The following is a 15015-nucleotide window of genomic DNA, read 5'->3' as shown; positions in this document are numbered from 1 at the left end:
ATGCTGAAGCTTCAAGACATCCACGCCTACTACGGCAAGAGCCATGTGCTGCATGGCGTTTCCTTCGACGTGAACCCGGGCGAGATCGTCGCGCTGCTGGGCCGCAACGGCTCGGGCCGCTCGACCACCGCCAAGGCCATCATGGGCCTGGTGCATGCCGAGGGCGGACTGCACTGGAAGGGCCAGGACATCCTGCGCCGCAAGGCCTACGAGATCGCGCATTTCGGCATAGGCTACGTGCCCGAGAACCGCGACATCTTCCCCAAGCTCACGGTGCACCAGAACCTGCTGCTGGGGCAGAAGGGCAATGGCAAGGCAAGCCGCTGGCAGTTCGACGACATGTACGCCATGTTCCCGCGCCTGAAGGAGCGCCAGCACACCGAGGCCGGCGTGCTCTCGGGCGGCGAGCAGCAGATGCTGACGCTGTGCCGCACGCTGATGGGCGACCCCGATCTCATCATCATCGACGAGCCGACCGAAGGCCTTGCGCCCAAGATCGTCGAACTGGTGGGGCAGTACCTGCGCACGCTCAAGGACAAGGGCATCTCGGTGCTGCTGATCGAGCAGAAGCTGACCATTGCCATGCAGATCTCCGACCGCGCGCTCGTCATGGGCCACGGCAGCATCGTGTTCGACGGCACGCCCGACAGCCTGCGCGCCGACGCCACCACCCGCAAAGAGTGGTTGGAGGTTTGATACCCATGGAATCCGGGCCATGCCCCGGATTCCCTCTTGTCTCGACAGCGACTGCGTGCCATTGTTGCGTCGCCACAAACGCCTAGAATCCCCCGAAAAAGAACACTCGTGCTTTTTCTTCTTTTTCTTCACACACCAAGGAACGCAGCATGACGGCTGAATACAAAGTGCTCGGCGATGTCGCCGTGATCACACTGACCAACCCTCCGGTCAACGGTCTCGGTTTCTCGACCCGCATCGGCATCACCGATGGCCTGGCCAAGGCCAATGCCGACGACGCCGTCAAGGCCATCGTCATCACCGGCGCCGGCAAGGCGTTCTCGGGCGGCGCGGACATCAAGGAATTCGGCACGCCCAAGGCGCTGCAAGAGCCCAACCTGCTCAGCGTGATCCTCGCGCTCGAAGCCTCGCCCAAGCCCATCGTCGCTGCCATCCACTCGGTGTGCATGGGCGGCGGCCTCGAACTGGCACTGGGCTGCCACTACCGCGTGGCCGCACCCGGCACCGCCGTGGCACTGCCCGAAGTCAAGCTGGGCCTGCTGCCCGGCGCCGGCGGCACGCAGCGCCTGCCGCGCGTGCTCGGCGTGGAAACCGCACTGAACATGATCGTCAGCGGCGAGGCCGTGCGCTCCGAAGTGCTGGCCAGCCTGCCCGGCCAGAAGCTGTTCGACAAGCTGGCCGCTTCGCCCGAATCTGTGTTCGAAGAAGCCGTGGCCTTCGCCAAGAGCGTGGCCGGCAAGACCGGTGATGCGCTGCCGCTGGTGCGCAACCTGCCGTGCAAGCATCCGCAAGGCGACGCCTACTTCCAGTTCACCAAGAACATGGTCGGCGGCATGTCGAAGAACTACCCGGCACCGCTCAAGTGCATCGACGCCGTGCAAGCCGCAACCAAGACGAAGTTCGACGACGGCATGGCCGAAGAACGGCGGCTCTTCACCGCGCTGATGTTCACGCCCGAATCGCTGTCGCTGCGCCACCTGTTCATGGCCGAGCGCGCCGCGAGCAAGATTCCCGACGTGCCCGAAGACACGCCCAAGCGCGAGATCAAGGCCGTGGGCGTGATCGGCGCCGGCACCATGGGCGGCGGCATCTCGATGAACTTCCTGAACGCGGGCGTTCCCGTGAAGATTCTCGAGATGAAGCAGGACGCGCTCGACCGCGGCGTGGCCACCATCAAGAAGAACTACGAAGCCCAGGTCAAGAAGGGCAAGCTCAAGCAGGACAAGTACGAGCAACGCATGGCGCTCTTGAGCACCACGCTGAGCTACGACGACCTGAAAGATGCCGACCTGATCATCGAAGCCGTTTTCGAAGAAATCGGCGTCAAGGAAAAGGTCTTCAAGGAACTCGACCGCGTCGCCAAGAAGGGCGCGATCCTGGCCTCGAACACCTCGACGCTGGACGTCGACAAGATCGCATCGTTCACCGAGCGTCCGCAGGACGTGGTCGGCATGCACTTCTTCAGCCCGGCCAACGTGATGAAGCTGCTTGAAGTGGTGCGCGGCAAGGCCACCGCCAAGGACGTGCTCGCCACGGTCATGGCCGTCGGCAAGAAGATCAAGAAGACCTCGGTGGTCTCGGGCGTGTGCGACGGCTTCATCGGCAACCGCATGATCGAGCAGTACTCGCGGCAGGCTGGCTTCCTGCTGGACGAAGGCGCGCTGCCGCAGCAGGTCGACAAGGCCATCGAGAAGTTCGGCTTTGCCATGGGCCCGTTCCGCATGGGCGACCTGGCCGGCAACGACATTGGCTGGGCCATTCGCAAGCGCCGCGCCACCGAACGCGCCGACATGAAGTACAGCCGCACCGCAGACAAGCTCTGCGAACTGGGCCGCTTCGGCCAGAAGACCGGGGCAGGATGGTACGACTACCAGGCCGGCAAGCGCGATGCGATCCCGTCGGAACTCGTCAACAAGATGATCGAAGACCACCGCAAGGAGCTGGGCATCACGCCGCGCAAGATTTCCGACGAGGAAATCGTGCAACGCCTGGTGTACGCACTGGTCAACGAAGGCGCGCACATCCTCGAAGACGGCATTGCCTCGAAGTCCGGCGACATCGACATGGTGTACCTCACCGGCTACGGCTTCCCGATCTGGCGCGGCGGCCCGATGCACTACGCATCGCAAGTCGGCCTGTACAACGTGGCCGAGTCGATGAAGCGTTTTGCCAAGAACCCGCGCGACGACGCCGAGTTCTGGCAGCCCGCAACGCTGATCCAGAAGCTGGTCGCCGAAGGCAAGCAGTTCGCCTGATAGCAACGCAAAGACAGGACACCGACCGCCAATGTTGAAACGCATTTTTCTCGGGCTGCTGCTGGCAATCGTCTTGCTGGTGGCCGCCGTGGCGGTCAAGACCTGGACCACGCCATCGCAGCAACTGGCGGTGGCGCCCGCACCCAAGCTGGACATCGACCTGCAGGCAGCCGCCAAGCGGCTGTCCACCGCGATCACGTTCCGCACGGTGTCGGGCATGGACGACCCGGCCGCCAACGCGGCCGAGTTCGACAAGCTGCATGCCTACCTCGAACAGCAGTTCCCCAAGGTCCACGCCACCCTGAAGCGGGAAGTGGTGGGCAGCAAGGCGCTGCTCTATACGTGGACCGGCACCGACCCGAACGCCAAGCCGATCGCGCTGATGGCGCACCAGGACATGGTGCCCATCGCTCCCGGCACCGAGAAGGCGTGGACGGTCGACCCCTTCGGCGGCGAGATCAAGGACGGCTTCATCTGGGGCCGTGGCACGCTCGACAACAAGAGCAATCTCTTCGCGCAGATGGAAGCCATCGAGCTTCTCATCGGCAGCGGCTTCAAGCCGAAGCAGACTGTCTACCTCGTGATGGGCGACGACGAAGAAGTGAGCGGCCTGCGCGGTGCGCTGCCGATCGCCGAGCTGCTCAAGTCGCGCAACGTGCGCCTGGACTGGGTGCTCGACGAAGGCCTGCTGGTGCTCGACGGCGTGCTGCCCGGCCTCTCCAAGCCTGCAGCGCTCATCGGTCTGGCCGAAAAAGGCTACGGCACTTTCTTCCTGTCGCTCGACACCGCCCCCGGCCATTCGTCGATGCCGCCGCAGCACAGCGCCATCGGCAGCATGAGCGCGGCGCTGGCGCGGCTCGAAGCCAGCCCGATGCCCGGTGGCATCAGCGGTGTGGCCGGCCAGATGTTCGGCGCGCTGGCGCCCGAGATGAGCGGCGTCAACCGCGTGATGCTGTCCAACCTGTGGCTCACCGAGCCGCTGGTGCGCGGCCAGCTCGAAAAGAGCCCGAGCAGCAACGCCATGCTGCGCACGACCACCGCGCTGACCATCGTGCGCGCCGGCAACAAGGACAACGTGCTGCCTGGCCGTGCCGAGGCCGCCGTCAACTTCCGCATCCTGCCGGGCGACACCATCGCGAGCGTCGAGGCGCATCTGCGCAAGGCATTGGCCAACGACGACATCAAGATCAAGCAGTACCCCGGCAATGCAGAGCCGTCGCCCGTGTCCTCGACCGACAGCACCGGCTACCGCGCGATCCAGCAGGCTGTGCGCCAGACTTTCCCCGATGCCGTCGTGGCCCCCGGCCTCATGACGGCAGCCACCGACTCGCGCCACTTCAGCCTTGTCAGCGACGCCGTCTTCCGCTTCTCGCCGTTCCGGGTGAAGGGCGAAGACCTCGCGCGCTTCCACGGCAACAACGAACGCCTGGCCGTCTCCAACTACGGCGAGATGATCGGCTTCTATCACCAGCTCCTGAGCAACACCAACGCTGCTCCGGCGCCATGACGACAACCTTCTTTCCCTTCCATCTTCAAAGGACCTCACCATGACCAGCGCCGTCATTGTTTCCACCGCCCGCACGCCGCTCGCGAAGAGCTGGAAGGGTGCCTTCAACATGACGCACGGCGCCACGCTCGGCGGCCACGCCGTTCAGCATGCCATCTCGCGCGCCGGCATCGAAGCCGCTGCGGTCGATGACGTCATCATGGGTTGCGCCACACCCGAAGGCGCCACCGGCTCCAACATCGCACGCCAGATCGCGCTGCGCGCCGGCTGCCCGGTCACCACCTCGGGCATGACCATCAACCGCTTCTGCTCTTCGGGCCTGCAGACCATCGCCACCGCCGCGCAACGCATCATCGCGGGCGAAGGCGAGGTGTACGTGGCCGGCGGCGTCGAGAGCATCTCGTGCGTGCAGAACGAAGCCAACAAGCACATGCTGGCCGACCCCTGGCTCGTGAAGCACAAGCCCGAGATCTACTGGAACATGCTGCAGACGGCCGAGCAGGTCGCCAAGCGCTACAACATCGGCCGCGACGCCATGGACGAATACGGCGCAGCCAGCCAGCAGAAGGCCACCGCCGCGCTGGAAGCCGGCCGCTTCAAGGAAGAAATCGCACCGATCACCGTGCTGGCCGGCGTGGCCGACCCGGTGATGGGCCTGCGCACCAAGGAAGTCACCATCGAGAACGATGAAGGCATCCGCGCCGGCACCACCAAGGAAGGCATCAGCGGCATCCGTTCGGCCATTCCTGGCGGCCTGATCTCGGCCGGCAATGCCAGCCAGTTCTCGGACGGCGGCGGCGCCTGCGTGCTGGTCGACGAGAAGTACGCACAGCAAAAGGGCCTGAAGCCCATCGGCCGTTTCCTCGGCTTTGCCGTGGCCGGTTGTGAGCCCGATGAAATGGGCATCGGCCCGGTCTTCGCGATTCCCAAGGTGCTCAAGCGCCTGGGCCTCACGGTCAACGACATCGACCTGTGGGAACTGAACGAAGCCTTCGCCGTGCAGGTGATCTACTGCCGCGACAAGCTCGGCATTCCGGCCGACCGCCTGAACGTGGACGGCGGCGCCATCGCCGTGGGCCACCCCTACGGCGTGAGCGGCCAGCGCCTGACGGGCCACGCGCTCATCGAAGGCAAGCGCCGTGGCGCCAAGAAGGTGCTGGTCACGATGTGCATCGGCGGCGGCATGGGCGCTGCAGGCGTCTTCGAGGTCTTGTAACCATGGCCGGCTTGGGCCATGACCAGGAGGTCTCGCCCGAAGCCGTACTGGCATACGGGCGCAGCGTGCTGGCGGCACAGCCGTTCAGCGCGCTGATCGGCGCCGAGTTGCACGCGCTCTCGCCGGGGCAGGCCGAGCTTCAGTTGCCGCTGTCCGCGCAACTGAAGCAGCAGAACGGTTTTGCCCATGGCGGCATCGTGAGCTACATGGCCGACAACGCCTTGACCTTCGCCGGCGGTGCCGCATTGCGGGTGCCGGTGGTGACTTCCGAATTCAAGATCAACTATGTGCGGCCGGCACTCGGCGAGCGCCTGGTCGCGCGCGCCAAGGCCGTGCACACCGGCAAATCGCAAGCCGTCTGCACCTGCGAAGTGTTCGTTGTGAACGGTGGCGTGGAGAAGCTCTGCGCACTGGCGCAGGGCACCATCGCGACGCTGCCCGAACCCAAGAAATAGACGACCGAAGAGACGACCCATCATGAGCCTGCGTTCCACCCTCGATTTCCTCCTGTACGACTGGCTCGACGCCGAAGCTCTGAACCAGCGCGAACGCTTTGCCGACCACTCGCGCGAAACCTTCGATGCGGTGCTCGACACCTGCGAGCGCATTGCGCGCGAGAAGTACGCGCCGTTCAATCGCACGGTCGACACGCAGGAGCCGCATTTCGACGGCGAGAAAGTCATCCTGCCGCAGGCCACGCACGACGCGCACAAGGCTTTCGTCGAATCGGGAATGATGAGCGCCGCACAGGACTACGACATCGGCGGCATGCAGCTGCCGTACACGCTCTCGGCCGCCGCCAACAGCTTCTTCGCGATGGCCTCGGTGAGCATCGGCGCGAACATGCTCACGAGCGGCAACGCCAACCTGCTGATGGTGCACGGCACCGACATGCAGAAAGAGGTGTTCGCCAAGAACGAGTTTTCGGGCCGCTGGGCCGGCACCATGTGCCTGTCGGAGCCGCAGGCCGGTTCGTCGCTGAGCGACGTGGCCACGCGCGCCGTGCCCGATGGCGCCGACTTCCAGAACGATCCGCTGGGCCCGCGCTACCGGCTCACGGGCAACAAGATGTGGATCTCGGCCGGCGACCATGAGCTGACCGAGAACATCGTGCACATCGTGCTGGCCAAGATCCCGGACGAGAACGGCAAGCTGGTGCCGGGCACGCGCGGCATTTCGCTGTTCATCGTGCCCAAGCGCATGGTGGACACGAAGGGCCAGCTCACCGGTGAACGCAACGACGTGGCGCTCGCGGGCCTGAACCACAAGCTGGGCTGGCGCGGCACCACCAACACGCTGCTGAACTTCGGCGAGGGCAAGTACCCGGTCGATGGCAAGGCGGGCGCGGTGGGCTATCTGGTCGGCGCGCCGGGCAAGGGCCTGCACTGCATGTTCCACATGATGAACGAGGCACGCATCGGCGTCGGCACCGCCGCCACCATGCTCGGCATGGCGGGCTATCACGCATCGCTCGAGTACGCCAAGAGCCGCCCGCAAGGCCGGCTGGTGAAGAAGCCGGAAGCGGCAGGCGCAGCCGTCGCCAAGGACTCGGCCGCGCCGCAGGTCCGCATCATCGAACACGCCGACGTGCGCCGCATGCTGCTCGCGCAGAAGGCGTACTGCGAAGGCGCGCTGGCGCTGGAGCTGTACTGCGCCCGGCTGGTCGACGAACAGAAGACGGGCAGCGCGCAATCGGCCGACGATGCGCGCCTGCTGCTCGAAGTGCTCACGCCCATCGCCAAGAGCTGGCCGAGCGAGTGGTGCCTGGAAGCCAATTCGCTGGCCATCCAGGTGCATGGCGGCTACGGCTACACGCGCGACTTTCCGGTGGAGCAGTACTGGCGCGACAACCGCCTGAACATGATCCACGAGGGCACGCACGGCATCCAGGCGGCCGACCTGCTGGGCCGCAAGGTGCTGATGGAAAAGGGCCGCGGCCTGCAACTGCTGGCCGGCCGCATCACCGACACCATCGCCCGCGCGGCCAAGGTGCCGGCGTTGGCGGCGAACGCCAAGGCGCTGGGCGCCGCGCTGCAGCGCATCGGCAGCGCCACCGAGGCCGCATGGTCCACCGGTGACCCGGCCGACGCACTGGCCAACGCCGTGCCGTACATGCAGGCCTTCGGCCACACGGTGCTGGCCTGGATCTGGCTCGACGTGGCGCAGCGCGCATTGGAGATCGACAGCGAAAAGGCGAGGGCGGTAACAGCTGGCAAGATCGGTGCCACGGACTATTTCTTCCACTACGAGCTGCCGAAAATCGGTGCATGGCTCAACGTGGTCGAAAGCCGCGACCCGACCTGTACAGCTTTGCCCGAGGACGCCTTCTGATGGCCACTACCAATCCGCCGAACCCCAGCAATAACAACAACACCCCCGTCAAGCCACCCAAGCCGCATGCCCGGCTGGAGAAGTGGATCTGGATCCTGATCTACGGCGGGCTGTTCATCGTCATCCTCGGAATTTCCACCGGCCGCACCGACCCCACGCTGGGTTGGTCGATGGCGGTGCCCGGCGCGCTGGTCACGCTGGTGGGCCTGGTGCTCATCTACGTGCGCTCGCGGCTCAACGACAAGTAAACAGACAAGCAAAGCAAAGGACAGCCATGCTCAAGCACATCGTGATGTGGAAGTTCAAGGAGCACGCAGAGGGCGCCGACAAGGCGACCAACCTGCTGAAAGCCAAGGCGCTGCTCGACGCCTGCGCGAAGCTGTCGCCTGGCACGCACCTGTTCGAGGTGGTGATTGCCCAGCCCGGCCTGGAAGCGACCTACGACCTGATCCTGAACTCGGAATTCATCGACGCCGCCGCGCTCGCCGCCTATGCGGACCATCCGCAGCACGTGGCGCTGAAACCCTTCATTGGCGCCGTGCGCGAAGCCCGCCAGTGCATGGACTACGTGATCTGAGCCAGACAGACTGACTGACTGATAGACAGACATCCCACACCGGAGACATCCCATGACCCCCCGCACCGTTCAAAAACTCTTCGACCTCACGGGCAAGACCGCCCTCATCACCGGCGGCTCGCGTGGCCTGGGCCTGCAGATGGCTCATGCGCTCGGCGAGGCCGGCGCGAAGATCATGCTGAGTTCGCGCAAGGCCGACGACCTGGAGCAGGCCGCCGCCGAACTGCAGGCCGCCGGCATCGACGCGCGCTGGATCGCTGCCGACTGCTCGAAGGAAGAAGACACCCGTCGCCTGGCCGACGAGACGCTGGAGCGCATGGGCGCGGTCGACATCCTGATCAACAACGCCGGCGCGAGCTGGGGTGCGCCGGCCGAGAACCATCCGGTCGAGGCCTGGGACAAGGTGATGAACCTCAATGTGCGCGGCTATTTCATCCTGTCGCAGCAGATCGCCAGGGGCTACATGATCCCGAAGAAGACGGGCCGCATCATCAACATCGCCTCGATCGCGGGCCTGAACGGCAACGGCCCGGACATGCAGACACTGGCCTACAACACCTCGAAGACGGCGGTGATCGGCTTCACGAAGACGCTGGCCGCCGAATGGGGCAAGTACGGCATCAACGTGAATGCGATCTGCCCGGGCTTTTTCATGACGAAGATGGCGGCGGGGCTGATCAAGTCTCTTGGCGAAGACAAGATGGCCGCTGCCGCGCCTTTGGGGCGCCTCGGTGACGAAGAAGACCTGAAGGGCATCACGCTGCTTTATGCGAGCGATGCCGGCAAGCACATTACCGGTCAGTGGCTGGCTGTCGATGGTGGCGTCAGCGTTGTTCTTGGCGCCTGAGTGAAAATTTTTCGGTAGGTTTTGTGTGGGCGTGCTTGCTTCTGGGCGCTGTTGTTCAGGGCGACACTCACGCCGACACGGTGCTCTTTTTCGCGAATGTCCCCCGCTTCGCTCCTCCTTTATTTCGCGAAAAAGAACCCCGTATCGGCGCGAGCGCTGGACAGAGCAGCCGTTGATCGCGAGATCACCAGCAGCGTGCCCATGTGCGAATGACGCCGGGTGCTCCCCGCAGCGAAATAAAGGAGGAGCGAAGCGGGGGACATTCGCGGAGGGGAGCACCCGGTGTCATTCGCACTCGCCCCGAATGAACCCGTCTCCAAAAGCAGCGTCCGGAAAACGGCAGAACAGCAAAACACAAACACCCAGCAACCCAACAAGTCAGAGTAAAGAACCAAGATGTCTTCCCCCGATTCCAGCGACATCAACATCCGCTCCTACACGAGCCAGATCCCGTTCGCCCGCCACCTGGGCTTTGAACTCACGAAGTTCGAGAACGGTGAGTCCGAAATCATCTACACCGCCAAGCCCGAACACCTCAACACCTTCGATGTGACACACGGCGGCGCTTGCATGACGCTGCTCGACATCACCATGGCCGCGGCGGCCCGCAGCGTTTCGCCTGAAACCGGCGTGGTCACCATCGAGATGAAGACCAGCTTCATGCAGCCCTCGGTCGGCCCGCTGCATGCGCGCGGCACGCTGATCCATCGCACCGCCACGCTGGCCTTTACCGAAGCCAAGATCTACGACGAGCACGAACGCGTGTGCGCCCACGCCACCGGCACCTTCAAGTACGTGAAGCGTCGGTTGCCTACGGGCCCCACCAGCGTCAACGAGATGCGTCCGCCTTCCACCGATTGATTGTTTTCCGGAGACTTCCATGCCCAAGAACCAACAGATCCATCTCGACAACCGCCCCGATGGCGAAGCCGTTGCCAGCAACTTCAAGCTGGTGACCGCCGAGACACCCGCATTGCAAGACAACCAGGTGCTGGTGCGCCACCACTACATGAGCCTCGACCCGTACATGCGCGGTCGCATGAACGACGCCAAGAGCTACGCGCAACCGCAGCCGCTGGGCGCCGTGATGCAGGGCGGCACCGTGGGCGAAGTGGTCGAGAGCAAGCACCCCAAGTACGCCGTCGGCGACAAGGTCGTCGGCTTCGGTGGCTGGCAGGAATACAGCGTGGTCGATGCCTCGCAGCCCGGCGCGCTGAAGAAGGTCGACACCACGCACGTGGCGCTGTCGCACTACCTCGGCGCGGTCGGCATGCCGGGCGTCACCGCCTGGTACGGCCTTGTGAAGATCATTGCGCCCAAGGCCGGTGAAACCGTGGTCATCACGGCCGCCAGCGGCGCGGTCGGCAGCGCCTTCGGTGCGCTGGCCAAGGCGCGCGGTTGCCGCGTGGTCGGCATTGCGGGCGGCCCGGACAAGTGCAAGTACGTGACCGACGAACTCGGCTTCGACGCCTGCATCGACTACCGCCAGCACCCCGATGTGAAGAGCATGAGCGCCGCGCTCAAGGAAGCCTGCCCGAGGGGCATCGACGGCTATTTCGAGAACGTCGGCGGCTACATCTTCGACGCCGTGCTGCTGCGCGCCAACGCCTTCGCACGCGTGGCGCTGTGCGGAATGATCGCGGGCTACGACGGCCAGCCGCTGCCGCTCGCCAACCCGGCGCTGATCCTCATCAACCGCATGAAGATCGAAGGCTTCATCGTCAGCGAGCACATGGAAGTGTGGCCCGAGGCGCTGACCGAGCTGGGCACGCTGGTCGCCACCGGCAAGCTCAAGCCGCGCGAGTCGGTGGCGCAGGGCATCGCGTCCGCCCCTGAAGCCTTCCTGGGTTTGCTCAAGGGCAAGAATTTCGGCAAGCAGCTGGTGAAGCTGATCTGAGTTGAGCTGATCTGATGAACTGAACGCACGGCAAGGAGGCCGGATATGGAAACGACGCACGAGGTGTTCAACCAGCCCGCACCGCTGGTGGACTACAACCTCTTCGACACCAACCGGCCCCTGCGCGATGCATTGAAGTTCAACGCGCCCGCGTTGCAGCTTGCGCAGTTGCAGGAACTGGGTGCGAACCTTGGCTCGGCCGGCATGCAGACGCATGCGCGGCTTGCCAACATCCACACGCCCGAGCTGCACACGCACGACCGCTTCGGGCGGCGCATCGACACGGTGGAGTTTCATCCGAGCTACCACGCGCTGATGACGGCTGCCGTGGGCGCCGGCCTGCACGGCACGCCATGGACCGGTACGTCGGCCTCGCCGCACGTGCTGCGCGCGGCCGGCTTCATGCTCTTCACCGAGCTGGAGCCTTCGATTCTTTGCCCGATCTCGATGAGCTATGCGGTCACGCCCGCGCTGCGCGGCAATGCGGCCGTGTATGCCGACTGGGGCCCCAAGCTCGGCAGCCTCTGGTATGACCCCGCGCTGAAATCGTTCAAGGACAAGCCCGGCGTGACCATGGGCATGGGCATGACCGAGAAGCAGGGCGGCTCCGACGTGCGGGCCAACACCACGCGCGCCGTGCGGGACGGCAGCGACGCCTGGGGCGAACGCTATGTCATCACCGGCCACAAGTGGTTCTTCTCGGCGCCGATGTGCGATGCCTTCCTGGTGCTGGCGCAGGCGCCCGCCGGGCTGAGCTGCTTCTTTCTTCCGCGCGTGCTGCCCGATGGCACGCACAACGCCATCCACATCCAGCGCCTGAAGGACAAGCTCGGCAACAAGGCCAATGCGAGTTCCGAGGTCGAGTTCCATGGCGCGAGCGCCTGGCTGGTGGGTGAAGAGGGGCGCGGCATTCCGCAGATCCTCGAGATGGGCACGATGACGCGGCTCGACTGCGCGCTCGGCACCAGCGGCCTGATGCGCCAGGCCCTGAGCATCGCGCTCAACCACGCCAGCCAGCGCAGCGCCTTCGGCAAGCCGCTGATCGAACAGCCGCTCATGAAGAACGTGCTGGCCGACCTCGCGCTTGAAAGCGAAGCCGCGACCGCGCTCGCGATTCGCCTGGCCCGCGCCTTCGATCACCCCGACGACGAACACGAACGGCTGATGGCGCGCCTGCTCACGCCGGTCGCCAAGTTCTGGATCTGCAAATGCGGCAGCCACTTCGCGCAGGAGGCCATGGAATGCCTCGGCGGCAACGGCTACGTGGAAGAGGGCGGCGAAGGCATCATGGCGCGCATCTACCGCGAGATGCCGCTCAACTCGATCTGGGAAGGCGCTGGCAACATCATGGCGCTCGACCTGCTGCGTGGCCTGCGCAAGGGCGATGCGGTTGCGGGCCTCGCGAAAGAACTGGCACCGGCGCGCGGCCAGCATGCCGCGCTCGACCGGCTGGCCGACGCCTTGCCCGCGCGCATCGAGGCGATGGCCTCCGAGGTCGAGGCGCGTCGTCTGGCACAGGACGTGGCGCTCGCAGTGCAGGCTGCATTGCTCGTCCAGACCGCACCGGCCGCAGTCTTCACCGCCTTCTGCGACTCGCGCCTTGGCGGCGACTGGGGCCAGACCTTCGGCACGCTCGGCGCGGGCACCGATTTCGATTCGATCCTCCAGCGCGCACAACCTCGTTGATGCGCGCTGAACACAAGCAAAAGCAAGCACCTCACAGGAAACAACACATGGCCGACCTGATCCTTCACCACTACACCACCTCGCCGTTCTCCGAAAAGGTGCGGCTCATCCTTGGCGCCAAGAAGCTGCCGTGGAAGTCGGTCCTCATTCCGCCGATCATGCCCAAGCCCGATGTGGAGACGCTCACGGGCGGCTACCGCAAGACGCCGTTCCTGCAGATCGGCGCCGACATGTACTGCGACAGCGCGCTCATCGCCGACGTGCTGGAGCACCTGCAGCCCGAGCCCACGCTCTACCCCGAGCCTGAAAAAGGCATGTCGCGCATCCTGGCCCAGTGGGCCGATACCACGCTGTTCTGGGCCGCGATGGCCTGGAACCTGCAGCCCAAGGGCGCTGCGGAAGTGTTCGCCAAGGCGCCACCCGAAGCCATCAAGGCCTTCGGCGAAGACCGGGGCAAGATGAGCGCCGGCAACATGACGCGCCTGCGTCCGGCCGACGCCACCAGTGCCTACAAGTCGTACCTGCGCCGCCTGTCGGACATGCTCGACGACAAGCCTTTCCTGCTGGGCGAAGTGCCGAGCATTGCCGACTTCTCGGCCTACCACCCGCTCTGGTACACGCGCCGCATCGAGTCGGTCCGCGCCATCCTCGATCTGACGCCGGCGGTGATCGACTGGATGGACCGCATGGCCGCCATCGGCCATGGTGCGCCCGAGAAGTTCAGCGCCGACGAAGCCATCGCCATCGCCAAGGCCGCGACGCCGCACACGCTGCTGACCGACAGTACCTTCCAGGACGACCACGGCATTCCGTTGGGCAGCGCCGTCACCGTGCGCGCCGAGAGCTTCGGCCTCGAAGAGACGCCAGGCACGCTGGTCGCGGCCACGCGCACGCACTACACGCTGGCGCGCACCGGCGATCGCACGGGCACGGTGCATGTGCACTTCCCGCGCATCGGCTACGTGTTGAAGAAGGCTGAGGCCTGACCGAAAACGAGACGCGTAGCGGGCACCTTCGTGACTGCGCCCGCGCGCGTTCCGTATTTCAATAGCGGCTCCAACGTCAGAGACATTCAACACAAGGACACCGGCAAATGATTCAGGACTTCAAGGGCAAGACCGCCGTACTCACCGGCGCCGGTTCGGGTTTCGGGCTCGAATGCGCGCGCATCGGCGCTGCTCGTGGCATGAACCTCGTGCTGGTCGATGTGCAGCAGGACGCACTCGACAAGGCCAAGGCCGAGATGGAAGCCGCCGGCGTGCAGGTGCTGGCCCGCAAGGTCGATGTGTCCGATGCCGCGCAGATGGAAGCGCTGGCCGCCGCCGTCAAGGAACGCTTCGGCGCGCCGCACTTCGTGTTCAACAACGCCGGCGTGGGCGCGGGTGGCCTCGTTTGGGAGAACACCGTCGCCGACTGGGAATGGGTGCTGGGCGTCGACCTGTGGGGCGTGATCCACGGCGTGCGCCTGTTCACGCCGATGATGCTCGAAGCGGCCGCCAAAGACCCCGGTTATCGCGGCCACATCACCAACACCGCCAGCATGGCCGGCCTGCTCACGCCGCCCAACATGGGCATCTACAACGCGGCCAAGGCTGCGGTCGTGAGCCTCACCGAGACCATGTACCAGGACCTGAACCTTGTGACCGACCAGATCGGCGCGAGCCTGTTGTGCCCGTACTTCGTGCCCACCGGCATCACGAGCAGCGAGCGCAACCGCCCGAACGCACCGAAGGATTCGGAACTCACCAAGAGCCAGCTCATCGGCCAGGCCATGAGCAACAAGGCGGTGAGCAGCGGCAAGATCACCGCCGCCGAAGTGGCGGCCAAGGTGTTCGACGCGATCACGGACAACCAGTTCTACGTGTTCAGCCACCCCAAGGCGCTGGGCAATGTGCGCAGCCGCATGGAGAACATCGTGTCGGGCACCAACCCGGCCGATCCGTTCCTGGAGCGGCCCGAGATCGGGCTGAAGCTGCGTGAGCAGCTTCGTTCGGCCTGAGGCC

Annotated in this window: 14 protein-coding genes; all 14 read left to right on the top strand. The window is 65.1% G+C overall.

Features of this window, described 5'->3' with window-relative positions; translation table 11 throughout:
• Entirely contained in the window at positions 1-696 is a 696-nt protein-coding gene (locus ACSFB7_RS00640; protein ID WP_435466092.1) for an ABC transporter ATP-binding protein, read from the top strand.
• A 149-nt stretch (positions 697-845) separates the two neighbouring features.
• The gene (locus ACSFB7_RS00635) at positions 846-2951 is read left to right on the top strand and encodes a 3-hydroxyacyl-CoA dehydrogenase NAD-binding domain-containing protein (RefSeq protein WP_435466090.1); all 2106 of its coding nucleotides are present in this window, start codon (positions 846-848) and stop codon (positions 2949-2951) included.
• A gap of 31 nt (positions 2952-2982) precedes the next feature.
• On the top strand, positions 2983-4458 hold the full coding sequence (locus ACSFB7_RS00630) for a M20 family peptidase (RefSeq protein ID WP_435466088.1): 1476 nt from the start codon (positions 2983-2985) through the stop codon (positions 4456-4458).
• Between the two features lie 40 nt (positions 4459-4498).
• Positions 4499-5674 (top strand): acetyl-CoA C-acyltransferase, encoded by a 1176-nt coding sequence (locus ACSFB7_RS00625; RefSeq protein WP_435466086.1) that lies wholly within the window; start codon positions 4499-4501, stop codon positions 5672-5674.
• A 2-nt stretch (positions 5675-5676) separates the two neighbouring features.
• The gene (locus ACSFB7_RS00620) at positions 5677-6129 is read left to right on the top strand and encodes a PaaI family thioesterase (RefSeq protein WP_435466084.1); all 453 of its coding nucleotides are present in this window, start codon (positions 5677-5679) and stop codon (positions 6127-6129) included.
• 22 nt (positions 6130-6151) lie between these two features.
• Positions 6152-8005: an acyl-CoA dehydrogenase gene (locus ACSFB7_RS00615; RefSeq protein WP_435466082.1), complete on the top strand. Its 1854-nt coding sequence runs from the start codon at positions 6152-6154 to the stop codon at positions 8003-8005.
• Positions 8005-8253 carry a hypothetical protein gene (locus tag ACSFB7_RS00610; protein ID WP_435466080.1) on the top strand — a complete coding sequence of 83 codons (249 nt, stop codon included), beginning with the start codon at positions 8005-8007 and terminating at the stop codon, positions 8251-8253. Before ACSFB7_RS00615 ends, ACSFB7_RS00610 begins: the two co-directional genes overlap by 1 nt.
• Before the next feature lie 26 nt (positions 8254-8279).
• A complete protein-coding gene (locus tag ACSFB7_RS00605) occupies positions 8280-8582 on the top strand; it encodes a Dabb family protein (RefSeq protein WP_435466078.1) in 303 nt (100 codons plus the stop codon).
• Between the two features lie 52 nt (positions 8583-8634).
• Positions 8635-9429: an SDR family oxidoreductase gene (locus tag ACSFB7_RS00600; RefSeq protein WP_435466076.1), complete on the top strand. Its 795-nt coding sequence runs from the start codon at positions 8635-8637 to the stop codon at positions 9427-9429.
• 396 nt (positions 9430-9825) lie between these two features.
• Positions 9826-10290, top strand: a complete 465-nt coding sequence (locus ACSFB7_RS00595; protein WP_187110195.1) for a PaaI family thioesterase — start codon at positions 9826-9828, stop codon at positions 10288-10290.
• Between the two features lie 19 nt (positions 10291-10309).
• A complete protein-coding gene (locus tag ACSFB7_RS00590; protein ID WP_435466073.1) occupies positions 10310-11326 on the top strand; it encodes an NADP-dependent oxidoreductase in 1017 nt (338 codons plus the stop codon).
• Positions 11327-11371: 45 nt separating this feature from the next.
• Positions 11372-13012 (top strand): isovaleryl-CoA dehydrogenase, encoded by a 1641-nt coding sequence (locus ACSFB7_RS00585; protein ID WP_435466071.1) that lies wholly within the window; start codon positions 11372-11374, stop codon positions 13010-13012.
• Positions 13013-13059: 47 nt separating this feature from the next.
• Positions 13060-13998: a glutathione S-transferase family protein gene (locus ACSFB7_RS00580; protein WP_435466069.1), complete on the top strand. Its 939-nt coding sequence runs from the start codon at positions 13060-13062 to the stop codon at positions 13996-13998.
• Between the two features lie 107 nt (positions 13999-14105).
• Positions 14106-15011, top strand: coding sequence for an SDR family oxidoreductase (locus tag ACSFB7_RS00575; protein WP_435466067.1), 906 nt, complete (start codon positions 14106-14108; stop codon positions 15009-15011).
• Positions 15012-15015 lie beyond the last annotated feature (4 nt).

The sequence above is a fragment of the Variovorax raffinosi genome (assembly GCF_051216615.1).
Lineage (GTDB): Bacteria > Pseudomonadota > Gammaproteobacteria > Burkholderiales > Burkholderiaceae_C > Variovorax.
The sequence above is the reverse complement of the archived record's forward strand: the minus strand, read 5'-3'. Positions and strand labels throughout refer to the sequence as shown.

Bases quoted from the DNA above. Each gene is read 5' to 3' on its own strand.
- ACSFB7_RS00605 (WP_435466078.1), top strand. From the start codon at position 8,280: ATGCTCAAGCACATCGTGATGTGGAAGTTCAAGGAGCACGCAGAGGGC.
- ACSFB7_RS00625 (WP_435466086.1), top strand. From the start codon at position 4,499: ATGACCAGCGCCGTCATTGTTTCCACCGCCCGCACGCCGCTCGCGAAG.
- ACSFB7_RS00575 (WP_435466067.1), top strand. From the start codon at position 14,106: ATGATTCAGGACTTCAAGGGCAAGACCGCCGTACTCACCGGCGCCGGT.
- ACSFB7_RS00610 (WP_435466080.1), top strand. From the start codon at position 8,005: ATGGCCACTACCAATCCGCCGAACCCCAGCAATAACAACAACACCCCC.
- ACSFB7_RS00585 (WP_435466071.1), top strand. From the start codon at position 11,372: ATGGAAACGACGCACGAGGTGTTCAACCAGCCCGCACCGCTGGTGGAC.
- ACSFB7_RS00630 (WP_435466088.1), top strand. From the start codon at position 2,983: ATGTTGAAACGCATTTTTCTCGGGCTGCTGCTGGCAATCGTCTTGCTG.
- ACSFB7_RS00595 (WP_187110195.1), top strand. From the start codon at position 9,826: ATGTCTTCCCCCGATTCCAGCGACATCAACATCCGCTCCTACACGAGC.
- ACSFB7_RS00590 (WP_435466073.1), top strand. From the start codon at position 10,310: ATGCCCAAGAACCAACAGATCCATCTCGACAACCGCCCCGATGGCGAA.
- ACSFB7_RS00640 (WP_435466092.1), top strand. From the start codon at position 1: ATGCTGAAGCTTCAAGACATCCACGCCTACTACGGCAAGAGCCATGTG.
- ACSFB7_RS00615 (WP_435466082.1), top strand. From the start codon at position 6,152: ATGAGCCTGCGTTCCACCCTCGATTTCCTCCTGTACGACTGGCTCGAC.
- ACSFB7_RS00635 (WP_435466090.1), top strand. From the start codon at position 846: ATGACGGCTGAATACAAAGTGCTCGGCGATGTCGCCGTGATCACACTG.
- ACSFB7_RS00580 (WP_435466069.1), top strand. From the start codon at position 13,060: ATGGCCGACCTGATCCTTCACCACTACACCACCTCGCCGTTCTCCGAA.
- ACSFB7_RS00620 (WP_435466084.1), top strand. From the start codon at position 5,677: ATGGCCGGCTTGGGCCATGACCAGGAGGTCTCGCCCGAAGCCGTACTG.
- ACSFB7_RS00600 (WP_435466076.1), top strand. From the start codon at position 8,635: ATGACCCCCCGCACCGTTCAAAAACTCTTCGACCTCACGGGCAAGACC.